This is a genomic window from Aeromonas sp. ASNIH5, from assembly GCF_002902865.1.
Lineage (GTDB): Bacteria > Pseudomonadota > Gammaproteobacteria > Enterobacterales > Aeromonadaceae > Aeromonas > Aeromonas caviae.
The window spans coordinates 2,367,819-2,384,825 of the sequence record NZ_CP026122.1 but is presented as its reverse complement, the minus strand read 5'-3'; the positions used below and the strand labels follow the sequence as shown (position 1 = coordinate 2,384,825).

The 17,007-nt window shown below is 65.5% G+C and carries 17 protein-coding genes and 2 pseudogenes; 16 read left to right on the top strand and 3 right to left on the bottom strand.

The annotated features are described in order from the left end of the window. The first annotated feature begins 117 nt into the window (after positions 1 to 117). The 14 genes and pseudogenes from exeC to exeN all read left to right on the top strand — a co-directional run bounded on the left by exeC (position 118) and on the right by exeN (position 11,862). On the top strand, positions 118 to 966 hold the full coding sequence (gene exeC / locus C2U30_RS11015) for a GspC family type II secretion system variant ExeC (protein ID WP_404813883.1): 849 nt from the start codon (positions 118 to 120) through the stop codon (positions 964 to 966). 21 nt (positions 967 to 987) lie between these two features. Further along, positions 988 to 3,042, top strand: a complete 2,055-nt coding sequence (gene exeD, locus C2U30_RS11010) for a GspD family T2SS secretin variant ExeD (protein ID WP_010675726.1) — start codon at positions 988 to 990, stop codon at positions 3,040 to 3,042. Then, the gene (gene exeE, locus C2U30_RS11005) at positions 3,042 to 4,547 is read left to right on the top strand and encodes a GspE family T2SS ATPase variant ExeE (RefSeq protein WP_103243749.1); all 1,506 of its coding nucleotides are present in this window, start codon (positions 3,042 to 3,044) and stop codon (positions 4,545 to 4,547) included. The genes exeD and exeE overlap by 1 nt, the downstream gene beginning before the upstream one ends. A 1-nt stretch (position 4,548) precedes the next feature. Further along, on the top strand, positions 4,549 to 5,769 hold the full coding sequence (exeF, locus tag C2U30_RS11000) for a GspF family T2SS innner membrane protein variant ExeF (protein WP_039040588.1): 1,221 nt from the start codon (positions 4,549 to 4,551) through the stop codon (positions 5,767 to 5,769). Between the two features lie 189 nt (positions 5,770 to 5,958). After that, entirely contained in the window at positions 5,959 to 6,390 is a 432-nt protein-coding gene (gene exeG, locus C2U30_RS10995; RefSeq protein ID WP_010675723.1) for a GspG family T2SS major pseudopilin variant ExeG, read from the top strand. 47 nt (positions 6,391 to 6,437) lie between these two features. After that, positions 6,438 to 7,001, top strand: a complete 564-nt coding sequence (gene exeH / locus C2U30_RS10990; RefSeq protein WP_103243748.1) for a GspH family T2SS minor pseudopilin variant ExeH — start codon at positions 6,438 to 6,440, stop codon at positions 6,999 to 7,001. Positions 7,002 to 7,075: 74 nt separating this feature from the next. Next, positions 7,076 to 7,420, top strand: a complete 345-nt coding sequence (gene exeI, locus C2U30_RS10985) for a GspI family T2SS minor pseudopilin variant ExeI (RefSeq protein WP_010675721.1) — start codon at positions 7,076 to 7,078, stop codon at positions 7,418 to 7,420. 44 nt (positions 7,421 to 7,464) lie between these two features. Then, positions 7,465 to 8,106: a GspJ family T2SS minor pseudopilin variant ExeJ gene (exeJ, locus tag C2U30_RS10980; RefSeq protein ID WP_049636114.1), complete on the top strand. Its 642-nt coding sequence runs from the start codon at positions 7,465 to 7,467 to the stop codon at positions 8,104 to 8,106. Positions 8,107 to 8,131: 25 nt separating this feature from the next. Beyond that, positions 8,132 to 8,206, top strand: a pseudogene (locus C2U30_RS23185) (type II secretion system protein GspJ); the annotation flags it as partial. A 25-nt stretch (positions 8,207 to 8,231) separates the two neighbouring features. Further along, positions 8,232 to 8,306: pseudogene (locus tag C2U30_RS10975) on the top strand (type II secretion system protein GspJ); the annotation flags it as partial. Then, complete coding sequence (gene exeK / locus C2U30_RS10970) at positions 8,296 to 9,321, top strand: GspK family T2SS minor pseudopilin variant ExeK (protein WP_103243747.1); 1,026 nt, start codon at positions 8,296 to 8,298, stop codon at positions 9,319 to 9,321. The pseudogene C2U30_RS10975 and the gene exeK, both read left to right, overlap by 11 nt. A gap of 113 nt (positions 9,322 to 9,434) precedes the next feature. Continuing rightward, complete coding sequence (exeL, locus tag C2U30_RS10965; protein ID WP_103243746.1) at positions 9,435 to 10,619, top strand: GspL family type II secretion system protein ExeL; 1,185 nt, start codon at positions 9,435 to 9,437, stop codon at positions 10,617 to 10,619. Continuing rightward, the gene (gene exeM, locus C2U30_RS10960) at positions 10,616 to 11,107 is read left to right on the top strand and encodes a GspM family type II secretion system protein ExeM (RefSeq protein WP_103243745.1); all 492 of its coding nucleotides are present in this window, start codon (positions 10,616 to 10,618) and stop codon (positions 11,105 to 11,107) included. Before exeL ends, exeM begins: the two co-directional genes overlap by 4 nt. Next, complete coding sequence (exeN, locus tag C2U30_RS10955; protein ID WP_103243744.1) at positions 11,104 to 11,862, top strand: GspN family type II secretion system protein ExeN; 759 nt, start codon at positions 11,104 to 11,106, stop codon at positions 11,860 to 11,862. The genes exeM and exeN overlap by 4 nt, the downstream gene beginning before the upstream one ends. 48 nt (positions 11,863 to 11,910) lie before the next feature. Here exeN and C2U30_RS10950 read toward each other — a convergent pair whose 3' ends face one another. Then, positions 11,911 to 12,720 (bottom strand): helix-turn-helix transcriptional regulator, encoded by an 810-nt coding sequence (locus C2U30_RS10950; RefSeq protein WP_103243743.1) that lies wholly within the window; start codon positions 12,718 to 12,720, stop codon positions 11,911 to 11,913. A 146-nt stretch (positions 12,721 to 12,866) separates the two neighbouring features. Between C2U30_RS10950 and tyrS the strand changes: the two genes are divergently transcribed. After that, positions 12,867 to 14,132, top strand: coding sequence for a tyrosine--tRNA ligase (gene tyrS, locus C2U30_RS10945; RefSeq protein WP_103244687.1), 1,266 nt, complete (start codon positions 12,867 to 12,869; stop codon positions 14,130 to 14,132). Here tyrS and C2U30_RS10940 read toward each other — a convergent pair. Beyond that, positions 14,127 to 15,032, bottom strand: a complete 906-nt coding sequence (locus C2U30_RS10940) for a LysR family transcriptional regulator (protein ID WP_042864913.1) — start codon at positions 15,030 to 15,032, stop codon at positions 14,127 to 14,129. The two genes, tyrS and C2U30_RS10940, sit on opposite strands and share 6 nt — an antisense overlap. Positions 15,033 to 15,148: 116 nt before the next feature. Between C2U30_RS10940 and C2U30_RS10935 the strand changes: the two genes are divergently transcribed. Beyond that, complete coding sequence (locus tag C2U30_RS10935; RefSeq protein ID WP_103243742.1) at positions 15,149 to 16,255, top strand: oxidoreductase; 1,107 nt, start codon at positions 15,149 to 15,151, stop codon at positions 16,253 to 16,255. Between the two features lie 79 nt (positions 16,256 to 16,334). On the opposite strand, the gene yrfG is transcribed toward C2U30_RS10935, so the two are convergent. Further along, the gene (gene yrfG / locus C2U30_RS10930; RefSeq protein ID WP_041211711.1) at positions 16,335 to 17,003 is read right to left on the bottom strand and encodes a GMP/IMP nucleotidase; all 669 of its coding nucleotides are present in this window, start codon (positions 17,001 to 17,003) and stop codon (positions 16,335 to 16,337) included. Positions 17,004 to 17,007: the final 4 nt, after the last annotated feature.

The window sequence follows — 17,007 nt, the reverse complement described above, 5'->3', positions numbered from 1 at the left end:
CACCCCTTGGTCCCATCCGGTCGGTTGTCTCTGGGTCCATTGCCGTACACAATAGCCAACCGACTTGGATGCCAGACAATTTTGAGAAAGATGACGCTACCGTTCAGGGATGATTTGTTGATTTCCCTTCTGGCTCGCTGCAAGGCCATGCCACTCTCCCGTTTCAGCCAGCCCCTGTTCTGGCTTCTGCTGCTGTTGCTGGCCCAGCAGTGTGCCGTGCTCACCTGGCGCCTGTACGAACTGGCCCAGCCCGCACCCCTGACCCTCTGGCAACCCTCGGTCACCTCGGCGCAGGGGAGTGGCGGCGATCGCCTCGATCTTGGCAACCTCAGCCGCCTCTCTCTCTTTGGCAAGGCGCTGCAACCCCAGGCGGACAAGGCGGCAGAGACGGTGGCGGCGGATGCCCCGAAAACCCAGCTCAACGCCCAGCTCAACGGGGTGCTGGCAAGCTCGGATCCCGCCAAGTCCATCGCCATCATCGCCCACAACGGGACACAGAACTCTTACGGCATCGGGGACTACATCGACGGTACCCAGGCCAGGATACGCCAGGTGTTTGCCGATCGGGTCATCATCGCCCGGGACGGCCGTGACGAGACCCTGATGCTGGACGGGGAGGAGTATGGCAAGCCCCTGCCCAAACCGGCCCGCCAGGAGGGGCTCTCCTCCGTGCGCAGCGAACTGCTGGGCAACCCGGGCAAGATCACCGATTACCTCAATATTTCTCCGGTCCGGGTGGACGGTCGCATGACCGGCTATCGCCTCAACCCGGGTCGCAATCCGGAACTGTTCAATCAACTCGGACTGGTCGCCAACGATCTGGCGGTCAGCATCAACGGCCTGGATCTGCGTGACAACGCCCAGGCCATGCAGGCGATGCAGCAGGTGGCGGGCGCCACGGAAATGACCGTCACCGTCGAGCGGCAAGGACAGCTCTATGACGTCTATGTCGGCTTGTCAGAATAATGAATTGGAGTAGCACCAAGAATGACAAATAAAGGGAAGGGCTGGCGTCTGGCCACCATGGCGGCAGCCTTGATGATGGCCGGTTCTGCCTGGGCCACCGAGTATTCCGCCAGTTTCAAGAACGCCGACATCGAGGAGTTCATCAACACGGTCGGCAAGAACCTGAACAAAACCATCATCATAGAGCCATCGGTACGCGGCAAGATCAACGTGCGCAGCTATGACCTGCTCAACGAGGATCAGTACTACCAGTTCTTCCTGAGCGTGCTCGACGTTTACGGCTTTGCCGTGGTGCCCATGAACAACGGCGTGCTCAAGGTGGTGCGCTCCAAGGATGCCAAGACCTCGGCCATCCCCGTGGTGGATGACACCAACCCCGGCGTGGGTGACGAGATGGTGACCCGGGTCGTGCCGGTGCGCAATGTCTCGGTCCGTGAACTGGCCCCCCTGCTGCGTCAGCTCAACGACAACGCCGGCGGCGGCAACGTGGTCCACTACGAGCCCTCCAACGTGCTGCTCATCACCGGCCGCGCCGCCGTGGTCAACCGCCTGGTGGAGGTGGTTCGCCGGGTGGACAAGGCGGGGGATCAGGACATGGACGTCATCAAGCTCAAGTTCGCCTCCGCCGGCGAGATGGTGCGGCTGGTGACCAACCTCAACAAGGATGGCAGCAATCAGGGGGCCAACGCCTCGCTGCTGCTTTCCCCCAAGGTGGTGGCCGACGAGCGCACCAACTCCGTGGTCATCAGCGGCGAGCCCAAGGCCCGTGCCCGCATCATCCAGATGGTGCGCCAGCTCGACCGGGATCTGCAGAGCCAGGGCAACACCCGGGTCTTCTACCTGAAATATGGCAAGGCCAAGGATCTGGTGGACGTCCTCAAGGGGGTCAGCTCCAGCATCGCCGCCGACAAGAAGGGCGGGGCGGCTGCCACGGCCACGGGCGGCGCCAGCATCGGCGGCGGCCAGCTCGCCATCTCCGCCGACGAGACCACCAATGCCCTGGTGATCACCGCCCAGCCGGACGTGATGGCCGAGCTGGAGCAGGTCATCGCCAAGCTCGACATTCGTCGTGCCCAGGTGCTGGTGGAGGCCATCATCGTCGAGATATCGGATGGTGACGGCATGAACCTCGGGGTGCAGTGGGCCAACACCAATGGCGGCGGCACCCAGTTCACCGACACCGGTCTGCCCATCGGCTCCCTGGCCATCGCCGCCAAGGATTACAAAGACAACGGCAACACCGACGGCCTGTCATCCCTGGCGGGCAGCTTCAGCGGCATGGCGGCAGGCTTCTATCACGGGGACTGGGCGGCGCTGGTGACGGCGCTCTCCACCAACAGCAAGAACGACATCCTCTCCACCCCGAGCATCGTCACCATGGACAACAAGGAGGCCTCCTTCAACGTCGGTCAGGAAGTGCCGGTGCAGAGCGGCTCCCAGAGCTCCACCACCAGCGATCAGGTGTTCAACACCATAGAGCGCAAGACGGTGGGGACCAAGCTGGTGGTGACGCCCCAGATCAACGAAGGAGATTCCGTGCTGCTCAACATCGAGCAGGAGGTCTCCAGCGTGGCACAGAAGCAGGCGACCGGGACCGCCAACCTGGGCCCCACCTTCGATACCCGCACCGTGAAGAACGCCGTGCTGGTCAAGAGCGGCGAGACAGTGGTGCTGGGCGGCCTGATGGACGAACAGACCCAGGAGCAGATCTCCAAGGTGCCCCTGCTCGGGGACATTCCGGTGCTGGGCTACCTGTTCCGTTCCTCCAAGACCTCCACCGCCAAGCGCAACCTGATGGTCTTCATCCGCCCGACCATATTGCGTGACGCCAATGTCTACTCCGGGGTCTCCAGCAACAAGTACACCCTGTTCAGGGCCGAACAGCTGAGCCGGGCTGCGGAAGAGGGCTATGCCACCTCGCCGGCTCGCCAGGTGCTGCCCGCCTATGGCCAGGACGTGATGATGTCCCCCGAGGTGCAGCAGCAGATCCAGAGAATGCAGGCCCAGCAGCAGGCGACCGCCACCGGCGTGCGCGCCCAGGTGCAGGAGCAGCCCTTCGTGCAGAGCAAGCCCTGATGGCCGCCTACCAGCTCGATGGCAGCGAGCTGCCGGCTCCCCTGCCGGAACTGCCGTTCGCGTTTGCCCGCAACTTCGGGGCCATCCTGACCGAGCGCCAGGGTGCCCCGGTGCTGCTCTGTCGTCAGGGGATCTCCCCCCAGACCCTGCTGGAGGTGCGACGGGTGGCGGGCTGTGCCTTCGCGGTGGAGCAGCTTGGCAACGACGAGTTCGAGACGCTCCTGATGGCCCACTATCAGCGTGACTCCTCCGAGGCGCGTCAGCTGATGGAGGATCTCGGCAACGAGATGGACTTCTTTGCCCTGGCCGAAGAGCTGCCCCAGAGCGAGGATCTGCTGGATGCCGACGACGACGCCCCCATCATTCGCCTCATCAATGCCATGTTGAGCGAGGCGATAAAAGAAGAGGCGTCCGACATCCACATCGAGACCTTCGAGCGGGCCCTGGTGATCCGTTTTCGCATCGATGGGGTGCTGCGGGAGATCCTGCGCCCCCATCGCAAACTCGCCTCCCTGCTGGTGTCGCGCATCAAGGTGATGTCGCGCATGGACATCGCCGAGAAGCGGGTGCCCCAGGATGGCCGCATCTCACTGCGCATCGGCGGCCGGGCGGTGGACGTGCGGGTCTCCACCATGCCGTCCAGCTACGGTGAACGGGTGGTATTGCGACTGCTCGACAAGAACAACGTGCGCCTCGAGCTCAAGCAGCTCGGCATGACGCTGGCCAACCGCAACATCATCAGCGAACTCATTCGCAAGCCTCACGGCATCATCCTGGTGACGAGCCCGACCGGTTCGGGCAAGTCCACCACCCTCTATGCGGCCCTCTCGGAGATCAACTCCCGGGATCGCAACATCCTGACCGTCGAAGACCCCATCGAATATGACCTCGAAGGGGTGGGCCAGACCCAGGTCAACAGCAAGGTGGACATGACCTTCGCCCGGGGCCTGCGCGCCATTCTGCGCCAAGACCCGGACGTGGTGATGGTGGGGGAAATCCGTGACCTCGAGACCGCCCAGATCGCGGTGCAGGCATCCCTCACCGGTCACCTGGTGATGTCGACCCTGCACACCAACACCGCCATCGGCGCCATCACCCGGATGCGGGACATGGGGATCGAGCCCTTCCTGCTCTCCTCGTCGCTCCTGGCGGTACTGGCCCAGCGGCTGGTGCGTACTCTCTGCCCGGATTGCCGCGCACCGCACCCTGTCACCGAGCAGGAGCGTGTTGCCATGGGCATCGAGCTTGCGCCGGATCAGCAGATCTGGCGTCCGGTGGGCTGCGAGCAGTGCAACCATACCGGCTATCGCGGCCGGACCGGCATCCACGAGCTGGTGGTGGTGGACGAGGCGGTGCGCGAGGCGATCCACAGCGCCAGCGGCGAGCTCGCCATCGAGCGGCTGATCCGGGGTCATACCCCCAGCATCCGCCGCGACGGCATCGACAAGGTGCTCAAGGGGCAGACCAGCCTCGAAGAGGTGCTGCGCGTGACCCGGGAAGACTGAGATGGCGGCATTTGAATACAAGGCCCTCGACGGCAAGGGGCGCAACAAGAGCGGCGTGCTGGAAGGGGATTCCGCCCGCCAGGTGCGCCAGTTGCTGCGCGAGCAGGGGCTGACCCCCCTCGAGGTGAACGAGACCACCGAGAAGGCCAAGCGGGAGGCGAACCGCTTCGTGCTGTTTCGCCGTGGCGCCTCCACCGCAGAACTGGCCCTCATCACCCGCCAGCTGGCGACCCTGGTGGGGGCCGGTCTCACCATCGAAGAGGCCCTCAAGGCGGTCGCCGAGCAGTGCGAGAAGGCCCACCTGCGCAGCCTGGTGGCGACGGTGCGCAGCAAGGTGGTGGAGGGGTATTCCCTGGCCGATTCGCTGGGGGCCTTCCCCCATGTGTTCGACCAGCTGTTCCGCTCCATGGTGGCGGCCGGCGAGAAGTCCGGTCACCTAGAGAAGGTGCTCAACCGTCTCGCCGATTACACCGAGCAGCGCCAGCACATGCGCACCAAGCTGCTGCAGGCGATGATCTATCCCATCGTCCTCACCCTGGTGGCGGTGGGGGTCATCTCCATACTGCTCACCGCCGTGGTGCCCAAGGTGGTGGCCCAGTTCGAACACATGGGCCAGCAACTGCCGGGCACCACCCGTTTCCTCATCGGCACCAGCGAGCTGTTGCAGCACTACGGCCTCTGGTTCCTGCTGCTCCTTGGCATTGGCGGCCTGATCTGGCGCTGGTGGCTGACCGACGACAAGCGCCGCCGTCGCTGGCACCAGGTGATACTGCGCCTGCCAGTGATCGGTCGGGTCAGCCGCGGTCTCAACACCGCCCGCTTTGCCCGCACCCTGAGCATCCTCAACGCCAGCGCCGTGCCCCTGCTGGAGGGAATGAAGATCGCCGGCGAAGTGCTCTCCAACGACTATGCCCGCATGCGCATCGGTGAGGCCACCGAACGGGTGCGGGAGGGGACCAGCCTGCGCAAGTCGCTGGATGAAACCAGAATTTTTCCGCCCATGATGCTGCACATGATCGCCTCGGGCGAGCAGAGCGGCGAGCTCGACAGCATGCTGGAGCGGGCGGCGGACAACCAGGACAGGGAGTTCGAAACCCAGGTGAACATCGCCCTCGGGGTGTTCGAGCCCATGCTGGTGGTCTCCATGGCCGGGGTGGTGCTGTTTATCGTGATGTCGATCCTGCAGCCGATCCTGGAGCTCAACAACATGGTGAATCTGTGAGGCTGGCGTGCGTGTGACATCGGTCGATCCCGCGGTCAACTCGCTCGAGCTCAACAACATGGTGAATCTGTGAGGGTCGGGTGCCCGAATAGGCTTCGCCATTCGAACCTGCACATTCAATCGAACGATTGTGGTTTAACAGTTAATCGTTGATGGCTCATGCCATCTCATTTCGTTAGGGAGTCAGTCATGCAAAAGCGTCGTCAATCGGGTTTTACCCTGCTGGAAGTGATGGTGGTCATCGTGATCCTGGGGATCCTGGCCAGCCTGGTGGTGCCCAACCTGATGGGCAACAAGGAGAAGGCGGATCAGCAAAAAGCGGTCTCCGACATAGTGGCGCTGGAAAACGCCCTCGACATGTACAAGCTGGACAACAACCGCTACCCGACCACCGAGCAGGGGCTGGACGCCCTGGTCAACAAGCCGACCGCATCCCCTGAGCCGCGCAGCTACCGTGAAGGGGGCTACATCAAGCGCCTGCCGCAGGATCCCTGGGGCAACCAGTACCAGCTGCTGAGCCCGGGCCAGTTCGGCAAGATCGACATCTTCTCCATGGGGATGGACGGCGAAGCCGGGACCGATGACGACATCGGCAACTGGAACCTGAAGGACTTCCAATAAGTGATTCCGCCGCGTCGTGCTCACCGGGCCACCCCGGGGCTGCCTGAATGAAGATGGCCTCTTCGGCCCGTCACCAGGCCGGTTTTACCCTGCTGGAAGTGTTGCTGGTCGCCATGTTGATGGGACTGGTGGCGACCGCCGTCACCCTCAGCATGGGGGGCGCCAGGGGGGATCGGGAGCTGGACAAGCAGGCGCGCCGCTTCATGGCGACCCTGCAGCAGGCCCAGGAGTATTCGGTCATGGATGGCAGGCTGCTGGGGCTGCGGGTCGAGGAGAACGGCTGGCAGTTTATGTCCCGGGATCCCAAGGATCGCAAGTGGCGCGCCCTGACCGGTGACAGGCTGCTGGGGCCGGTGACGTTGCCGGAGGGGATGACCCTGGCGGTGGAGCTGGAAGGTTTCAACTGGCGTACTGCGTCGGATGAACGCCAGGAGCGGGGTCGGGACGAGCGCGAGCGGACACCCCAGATCCTGGTCTTTCCGGGGGGAGAGCTCTCTCCCTTCGTGCTGACCCTGAGCCAGCAGGACGAGGATCTGCACTACCTGCGCACCGTCAGGGGGGACGAGTTCGGTCGTCTCTCCCTGCTGCAGGATGAAGAGGAAGAAGAGTGAGGAGCGCCAGGCCCGCAGGGGGCGTTCTAGCGCGTCGCACCGCTCTGTCGGGCGGACACGCCCGGGTGCGCGGCATGACGCTGCTGGAGGTGATGGTGGCCCTGGCTGTGTTTGCCATCGCCGGGCTGGCGGTGATGAAGACCGCGAGCGAACACCTGGCCGGCCTCAATTATCTGGAGCAGAAGACCCTGGCGACCTGGGTGGTGGAGAATCAGCTGGTGCAGCAGAAGCTCGAAGGCAAGTGGCCGGGAGACAGCTGGGTGGAAGGGGACGAGGAGATGGCCGGGCAGACCTGGTACTGGCGCTATCGCGGCGTCGCCACGGCGGACAGCAACTTCAGGGCGCTGGACATGGAAGTGCGCACCGCGCCCAAGGCCGACAGCCCGGTGGCCATGATCCGGACCTATCTCAGCCGATGAACATTCATCAACGTGCGTCCATGATCCGGAGCCGGTGTCAGCCGATGATCCAGAGCAACACCCGCCCATCGCACCACCGCGGCTTTACCCTGCTTGAGATGCTGGTGGCCATCGCCATCTTCGCCACCCTGAGCCTGGGGGCCTATCAGGTGCTGCAAGGGGTGCTGACCAGCGACGAGGTGGCCAAGCGCAAGGAGGCCCGCCTCTCGGAACTGCAGCTCGCCTTCAGCCTGCTGGAGCGGGACATTACCCAGATGGTGCCGCGCAGCGGTCGCATCGACGGCGAGAACAACAAGGTGCTGCTGGCGGCGTCCCGCTTCGGCCAGCAGAGCGACGACTGGGGCATGGCCTTCATTCGCGGCGGCTGGCTCAATCCGGACGGCATACTGCCGCGCTCCGGCCTGCAACGAGTGGGTTGGCGTCTCAAGGGGCAGACCCTGGAGCGGTTGAGCTACCTCTATCCGGATCCGGCCATTGGCACCGAGCCGCGCATTCAGCCCGTGCTGACCGGCGTGACGGCGCTGCGCCTCTATTTCTACGACAAGGGACAGTGGAAGGAGGAGTGGACCCAGCGCGACCTGCTGCCCTACGGGCTGGCGGTGGAGCTGGAGCTTGAAGACTACGGCACCATCCGCCGCCAGTTCCTGATCGGAGCCGGTGGTCAGAGGGCAGAGAATGGTAACTGATCGTCGTTTTCCCCTGTCTATCACGGAGGATGACGGCACTATTCGACGCCGCCAGTTCCTGATCGGTGCTGGTGGCCAGAGGGCAGAGAATGGTAACTGATCGTCGTTTTCCCCTGTCCGTCACGGAGGATGACGGCACTATTCGACGTCGCCAGTTCCTGATCGGTGCTGGTGGCCAGCGAGCGGACAATGGTAATTAAGCGCGGCCGGGGCCGATCCCGCACTACACTGGGCCGCCAGGGGGGCATGGCCCTGCTGGTGGTGTTGCTCATCCTCGCGGTGATGGTGATCGTCGCCAGCAACATGAGTGGCCGCCTGCAACTGGAGCTGCGCCGCACCGCCAACCTCACCCTGGGCAAGCAGGCCTGGTGGTATGCCATGTCGGCGGAGGCCCTGGTGATCAAGGTGCTGAACCAGGACTTCAAGGACGACCCGGATCGGGTGAGTCTGGGACAGAACTGGGCGCGGGAGGACGGGGTCTTCCCGGTGGAGGATGGCACCCTCTCGGGCCGGGTGCGGGATCTGCAATCCTGCTTCAACCTCAACAGCCTGAGCGTGCCCCTCAAGGAGGGGGAGAACGGCGACGATCTCGATGCCCAGCCTTACCAGTTCAAGGTGTTCCGGGCTCTGCTCGCCCAGCTCGAGGTGGATGATTACGAAGCGGTACAGCTGACGGACGCCATCCGCGACTGGACCGACAAGGATACCCAGCTGGTCTCGAGCAACGGGGCCGAGGATGCCTACTACGAGGGACTCAATCCCCCCTACCTGGTGGCTAACCAGCGGATGCTGGGCACCGACGAATTGCGGGCGGTGCGCGGGGTGAGCGCCAGCCTGTACGCCCGGTTGGCCCCCTATGTGTGCTCCCTGCCCAATGACAAGCTGGTGGTGAACATCAACACCATCCGGCCGGAGCAGGCGGCCCTGCTGGTGGGGCTCTACCAGGGGAAGATCGGGCTGGACGATGCCAAGCGGGTGCTGACCAGCCGCCCCAAGAAGGGGTGGAAGAACAAGCAGGAGATGACGGAGCAGTTGCAGGTTCAGCCGGGTGCCATCACCGGGCTGGATGGCGCCCTGGACATCAAGAGCAGCTTCTTCGAGGCCCGCCTGCTGGCGGAGGTGGGGGAGACCCGCGCCAGGCTTGAGACCGTCTTCCAGCGTGGCAAGGACAACAAGCTGGTGATGCTGCGTCGCCTGAGCGGCGGCGCCGAATAACAAGGGGGCGTGGGGCGGTTTCAGCTGCCCTGCGCATCCCCCGATTGGACTGCAACCCATGGCTGTGCGCCCGCCCCCCTGAGGGAGGAGCGGGCATGGCAGGAGAGACATTAGTGAGCGAGAGTCTGGTCATCCGTCTGGGGACCAATGCGCAGCAGCCAGTGCACTGGCTGGTCTGGTCGGCGCAGGAGCAGGAGATCATCGCCTCCGGCATCCTGGCCTCGGCGCACGCCCTCGGCGAGCTGCAGGAGCGTGCCGGTGGTCGCCCCGTGGTGACCCTGGTGCCCGGCAGCGATCTTATCTTCCGGCGGGTCAATCTGCCGGGCAAATACAGCCGCCAGAGTGCGGCGGCCCTGCCCTATCTGCTGGAGGAGCAGATCGCCTCAGACGTGGACGATCTGCACCTGGTGGTGCTCGGCCATCAGGGCCGCGAGGTGGATCTGATGGCGGTGGACAAGGGGAAGATGCACTCCTGGCTCGGCTGGCTGGAGCAGGCAGGGCTCAAGACCCTGCACCTGCTGCCCGACGTGCTGGCACTGCCGCTCGTCGCCGATGGCTGGTCAGCCCTGCAGCTGGGGGAGGAGTGGCTGGTCCGCCAGGGCCCCCGTCAGGGCATAGTGGCGGAGGAATCCCTGCTGGCCATGCTGCTGGCAGCGCAGACCGAACCCGTCACCCTGCACTGCCATACTCCCATCCCCGCCATGGCGGCGGGCAACTGGCAGGGGGCTGACCCGGAACTGCCCATGCTGTTGCTGGCGAAAGGGGCGCTGACCTGCCAGGCCAACCTGCTGCAGGGGCCCTATCGTCCCCAGACCGAATACGCCCGCTACTGGTTGCAGTGGCGCAAGGTGGCGGTGCTGGCAGGCGTATTGTTGCTGGTGGCCCTGGTGCAGCGCGGTGTGCATCTGCACCAGCTGACGGAACAGGACAAGGCCCTCAAGGCGGAGATCCGGCAGGTCTACACCCGGATCTTCCCGGGGGAGACGCGTATCGTCAACGTGCGCAGCCAGATGACCCAGCACCTCCAGCAGTTGGGGCAGGCTCCCCAGGATGGCGTCCTGTTGCTCCTGACCGAGCTGGCTCCGGTGTTTGCCGAGGTGCCCGGCCTCAAGCCCGAAGTGCTGCGCTTCGATGCTGCCCGGGGCGAGCTGAGGTTGCAGGTGACGGCCCCCGGCTTCACCGAGATCGAACGTTTCCGCGAGCTGGCGGGCAAGCGCTTCGAGGTGCAGCAGGGTGAGGTGCGAAGCACCGAAGGAAAGGTCGAAGGGGCGCTGGTGCTCAAGGGGAGGTCGTCATGATGGACAAACTGCAGAGCTGGTGGCGCGGCATCAGTGCCCGCGAGCAGCGGCTGGTGGCGGTGGGGGGCTGCGTGCTGCTCATCGGGTTCTTCTACTGGGCGATCTGGCAGCCGGTGGCAAATCGCATTGCCGAGCGCGAGCGGCAGGTGGTGAACCAGCAGCAGACCCTGGCCTGGCTCAAGGAGAAGGGACAGGAGGTGCTGGCGATGCAGGGGGGACAGGGGCGCCAGATCGATACCGGCGGTACCCTGGACGGCGTGGTGAACCGCACCGCCTTCAACCAGAAGATCAAGATTGCCCGCTTGCAGCCCCAGGGTCAGGAGCTGCAGGTATGGATAGACACTGTGCCGTTCGATGATCTGCTGATCTGGCTTGCGACCCTCTCGGATCAATACGGCGTCCAGGTGCAGATCATCGAGCTGGCCCGCGAGGGGCTGGCCCCCGGGCTGGTCAAGGTCAGACGTTTGCAGTTGAGTCGTTCCCAATGAAGCGAAAAATAGTGATCGCCAGTCTCTTCCTGCTGGCCTATCTCGGTTTCCTGCTGGCCCAGTTGCCTGCATCCCTGGTGGTGCGCCATCTGCCGCTGCCCCCCAATCTGGTACGGTTGGAGGGGGTGAGCGGCACCCTCTGGAGCGGTCAGGCCGCCCGGGTGCAATATGCCAGCGAGTCCCTCACCCAGTTGCGCTGGGATCTCGATGGCTGGTCTCTGCTGCGGCTGGCGCCCGAGGTGTCGGTGCGCTTTGGCGAGCGCAGCGGACTCAACGGGCAGGGGATCCTGGGTTGGAACGGTGCTGCTTTCGGGCGCGACATCACCCTCAATGCGCCGGCCCTCTGGGTGCTGGAGCGGGTGCCGATGAGACCCCCCTTCCCGTTGACGGCGACGGGTCAGTTGCAGCTCAAGATCGATCAGTTTGCCCAGGGCACTCCCTGGTGCGACAACCTTTACGGGGATCTTCACTGGTATGACGCACAGGCGGACACCCCGGCGGGCAAGCTGGCCCTGGGGGATCCCGAGATCACGCTCACCTGTCTCGACTCCCGGCTGGTGGCCGAGATCAAGCAGGGCTCGGAGGCGGTGCAGGTGCTGGGCAAGCTGGAGTTGCAAGCCAATCGCCAGTACCTGTTCCAGGGCACCCTGAAACCGGGTCCCGAGCTGCCGGACCAGATGAAACAGGGGCTCCCCTTCCTCGGCCAGCCCGATGGGCAGGGGCGCTTCCCGCTGCGTTATCAGGGCCGCATCTGACGGCGTTGCCCATGGTTTGAACCACCCCGCCCCGGCGGGGTGGTGTCGTTATGGGGGCGCGCCGGCTGGCGCCGTGATGAGGTGATTGAGGAAGAAGCTGAACAGCTCGGCCCGGGAATGCAGGTTCAACTTGGCGTAGAGGTGCTTGCGGTGATTCTTCACCGTGCCGCTGCCGATGCCGAGCGCACCGGCAATGGCCTCGGTGTCGAGCCCCTGCAACAGCAATCCCGCCACCTGGCGCTCGCGACGGGTGAGGCTTGCCCCCCCTACGCTGGCGATGGCCTGCTCCACGGTCGCCTTGAGGTCGGTGCCACCCGGTAGCGCCGGGCTCTGGGCCAGCAGGGCGGCCTCCTCCCGCCAGTGCTGGCGGCACAGCGAATGCACCAGCGGGAACAGTGCCTCCAGCCTGGCCAGCTCGTCACGGCTGAGGGAGCTGCGCTTGTCGAGGCGGCCGAGAAACAGCATCAGGGTGAGGCCGCCGCGCACCGGCAGGATCAGCCCCACCTCCTCCTGCCAGCCGGTGGCCTGATAGAAGTGGTGGCGATACTCGGGGTCGAGCCGCCCCCGCGACACCTGCGACAGGGTCCAGACCCCGGCACCCAGCCCCTGCTCCAGCGCCTGCATGAAGGGATCCTGACTGAAGTGGCGGGTGAGGTAGCGGTCGAACAATAGGGCCCGCTGATGATGCAGGTTGTCGTAGAGGTAGACGGGGCGCAGCCCCACCCCGAGCAGCAAGGCACAGTCGAATGCCACCTGTTGCTGGATGAGGCGAACCAGGGCTGCCGGGAAGCCGCTGCCGTGCAGGGCATCGACGGCGGCGGTCAGGCTCAGGGTATCCGTGGCAGGAGACGGGGGCATGGCGATGGGCTCCGGGTCAGGGAATGGTTTCCCCACGATGGCAGGATGCTAGCACGGGAGTGGCAAAACTGTCCCCTGGGGGACATATCTGCCAGCACCGCAAAACGGCGAGGATGGCCCTCTTTCTCTTGCTGTTGGAGCCCTCCATGACAAATCCTCACCTGCTCGATGAGCTGACCCAGCGCGGCCTGGTGGCCCAGAATTCCGACCCGGTGGCGCTGGCCGACCATCTTGCCACCCCTCGCACCGTCTACTGCGGGTTCGATCCCACCGCTGGCAGCCTGCACATCGGCCACCTGGTGCCACTGCTGATGCTGCGCCGCTTCCAGCTGGCGGGCCACACCCCGGTGGCCCTGGTGGGCGGGGCCACCGGCCTTATCGGCGATCCCAGCTTCAAGGCAAGCGAGCGCACCCTCAACAGCGCCGAAACGGTGCAGGGCTGGGTCGCCAGCCTGTCGGCCCAGATAAGCGCCCTGTTGCCGGCGAGCGACGGGCTGGCGGCGCCGCTGCTGGTCAACAACGCCGACTGGATGGGGCAGATGTCCGCCCTCGATTTTCTGCGGGACATCGGCAAGCACTTCTCGGTCAACGCCATGCTGGCCCGCGAATCGGTGCGCCAGCGCCTGGCCCGTCCGGATCAGGGCATCTCGTTCACCGAGTTCTCCTACACCCTGCTGCAATCCCAGGACTTCGCCGTGCTCAACCAGCGCCTCGGCTGCACCCTGCAGATCGGCGGCAACGACCAGTGGGGCAACATCACCAGCGGCATGGATCTCACACGGCGGCTGCATCAGGCCCAGGTCTATGGCATGACGCTGCCGCTCATCACCAAGGCCGATGGCACCAAGTTCGGCAAGACCGAGGGGGGCGCTATCTGGCTCGACCCGGCGCTCACCTCCCCTTACGCCTTCTACCAGTTCTGGCTCGGCACCGCGGACGAGGATGTCTACCGCTTCCTGCGCTACTACAGCTTTATGCCGCTGGCCGAGATTGAGACGCTGGAGGCGGAGGATGCGAAGCGGCAGGGGCGCAAGCTGGCCCAGCAGGTGCTGGCGGACGAGCTGACCGAACTGGTACACGGCAAGGGGGCGCTGGCGGCGGCGCAGCGCATCAGCGAATCGTTGTTCAGTGGCGAGGTAGCGCGCCTTGGGGAGAGCGATCTGGCCCAGCTGGCGCAAGATGGCATGCCAAGCAGCCCCATCAAGGGGGAAACGGATCTGGTGACCCTGCTGGTGGAGTGCGGCCTGGCCAACTCGAAGCGGATCGCCCGCGAGCTGCTGGCGGCGGGGGCCGTCAGCGTCAACGGTGCGATCCGCCGGGATGAGCCGCTCACCGCCGACGATCGGCTGTTCGGCCGCTACCTGCTGCTGCGCCGGGGCAAGAAGCAGTACCACCTGGTGATCTGCTCATGAAGGGGTGAGCGCCTCGATGACGTAGTCGAGGAAGTGGCCGACCAGGGCCGACTCGGCCCGGCGCTGGGTATAGAGGGCGTAGAAATGGGCCCCCTTGGGGCGATAGTCCGGCAGCACTTCGCGCACCACCCCCTCGGCCAGCTCGGCCGCCACCAGGTAGCGCGGCAGGCGGGCTATCCCCAGTCCCTGGCGCATCCCCTGGTGAATCGCCTTCTTGCTGCTGAAGGCCAGCTCGCCCGCTACCTCGAGAGGGATCTCGCGCCCCTGGGCAAGCAGGGGCCAGCGCTCGTGGCGGCCGTACTCCTGGCTGCGGGTGATGAGGCTGTGCTGGTGCAGATCTTGGGGTGTGCTGAGGGGCGGGTGGCGGTCCAGGTAGTCGGCGCTGGCGCAGAGCACCAGATCGTCCACCGCGATGGGGCGCGCCAGGTAGGGCTGGGTGCCGAGCTCGGTGCTGCGAAACGCCACGTGCAGGTTGTCGCGCAGCAGGTCGGCCGGGGTATTGCTGAAGTCGGCGATGATCCGCACCTCCGGGTGGTCGGCGCGAAAGCGCAGCAGCACCGGAGTCAGCACCACTTCTCCCCAGAGATCCGGCGCCGTGATGCGCAGCTCCCCGCACAGTGCCGAGCGGCGGCGCTGCAGGCCGTCCAGCAACTGCTCGTGCAGGGCGATCATCTGGTCGGCCTGGCGGTAAGCGAGCTCTCCTGCGTCGGTCAGTTGCACCCGGCGGGTGGTGCGGCTCAGGAGCACGCTGCCGAGGCTCTGCTCCAGGTGGCGCAGATCTTTTGACGCCTTGCTCGGGGTGATGCCGAGCTGGGCCGCCGCCGCCGCGAAGGATCCGCAGCGGACGATGGCGACCAGCAGGCGCATCAGGTAGAGGGTGTCGAGCTTGTGGTGACTCATGAGGGGTGGCCTATTGTGTCTTGCTGGGAATGAATGTTTTGCTTGAGTGCCTGATTATATCCTCATAGCCCGGGTTTATAGTGGCCGCCATGCCATTGCTATCCCGGGAGAGGACGATGAACAAGACACTGGGCGACAGCTTCCACTTCGAGCGAGCCGGATTGCGGCTCAAGAACCGGGCCGTGCTGGCCCCTTTGACCCACAACATGAGCGGCGCAGGCGGTGATCCCGGCCAGGCCGAGCTCGACTGGCTGGCGCGCTGCGCCCGTGGCGGCTTCGGCCTGCTCATCGCCGCCGCCACCCAGGTGCGGCCCGGCGGACGCTGCTGGGCGGGGCAGCCTGCCCTGATGACGGACGCCCAGCAGCAGGCCTTCACGGCCCTGGCCGACAGTGCGCGGCAGGCCGGGGCACTGGCGGTGGTGCAACTGCATCACGGCGGGATGCGGGCTCTGCCCGAGCTGAACGACGGGGCGCCGGTCGGCCCGTGCGCGCTGGCGCCGGGCGGGCGTTACCCCCTCGGGGTCAAGGGGCTGAGCGAGGCGGAGATTCTGACGCTCATTGACGCCTTTGTGAGCGCTGCGGAGCGGGCCCATGGCGCCGGCCTGCATGGGGTCGAGCTGCACGCAGCCCACCACTTCCTGCTCTGCAACTTCCTCAACCCCCTGCACAACCGGCGCACCGACCGCTGGGGTGGCAGCCTCGCGAACCGGGCGCGGATCCTGGTGGAGATAGTGCGCGGCATTCGCGCCCGTCTACCCCGGGGCTTCCTGGTCGGGGTGCGTCTCTCCCCCGAGAGCTATGCCCATATCCAGGGCATCGAACTGGCCCATCAGCTGGCGGTGGCGCGCCTGCTGGCGGACGAGGGGATCGACTACCTGCACTTCTCCATGGGGGACAGCTTCAAGGCGGTGGCGGGGGATCCCGACGGCGGCGCACTGCTGGAGGCGGTAAGGGTCGGGTTGGCCGGGCGGGTGCCGCTCATGGTGGCGGGCAAGATTAGCGACGCAGATTCGGCGGAGCGGGCTCTGGCCGGTGGCGCCGATCTGGTGGCGGTGGGCACGGCGGCCCTTGGCAATCCGGACTGGATGGAACGGGTGAGCCGCGGCCTGCCTCTGCATGCAGCCCCTTTTACGGCGGCGCACCTCACGGAGGTTGGCTTCACCCCAAGCGCCCTCGACTACCTGGCCAGCATGGGGGTGCTGGCCCCGCGCGATGCGGCCTGAGGGCTTTCATGAACGGTATGCGCTCGGCAGGCTGTTGAGCTGATGTGACAAGGCCCTCGTGAAGAGGGCCTTGTGCGTGTCAGGCGCCGAGAGGGAGCAGGTCGGCGTAGTCGTCGAGCGCCGGGAAGTGCTGGAAGGTGAGCGGCGGCATCTGGCTGTCGGGGTGACGGATGCCGAGCTGGTGGGCGATGCCGAACTCGGCCGAGGCGGCCAGGATCCGCTCGCTGTCATCCACGAAGAGGGTGCGGGCCGGGTCGAAGGCCAGCCGCTCGGCCAGTGCCTGCCAGCAGTGCTGGCTCTCCTTCGACCACCCGAGCTCATGGGTGCTCACCATCAGATCGAGGTGCTGGGCGAGGCCGAGGCGTGCATCCTTCACCGACAGGCTGGCGGGATGGGCATTGGTGAAGAGCACCACCTGCTTGCCGGCGGCCTTGAGTGCGGCCAGGAAGGGAATGACGTTGGGGCGCCACTGGATCTTCTCCAGGATCTCCTGTTTGAGGGCGCGGATGTCGAGCCCGAGCGTCCGGGTCCAGTAATCCACGCAGTACCAGTCGAGGGTGCCGTTGACCGCATGATAGTGGGTGTCTATCTGCGCCTTCGCCTCGGCCAGCGGCAGGCCGAGTCGCTCGGCGTAGCGCGCCGGCACCAGGGTTTGCCACAGATGGCTGTCAAAATGGAGATCGATCAGGGTGCCATCCATGTCGAGCAACACGGTATCAATCTGGTGCCAGGGCAGGGGAGTCGACATGGGG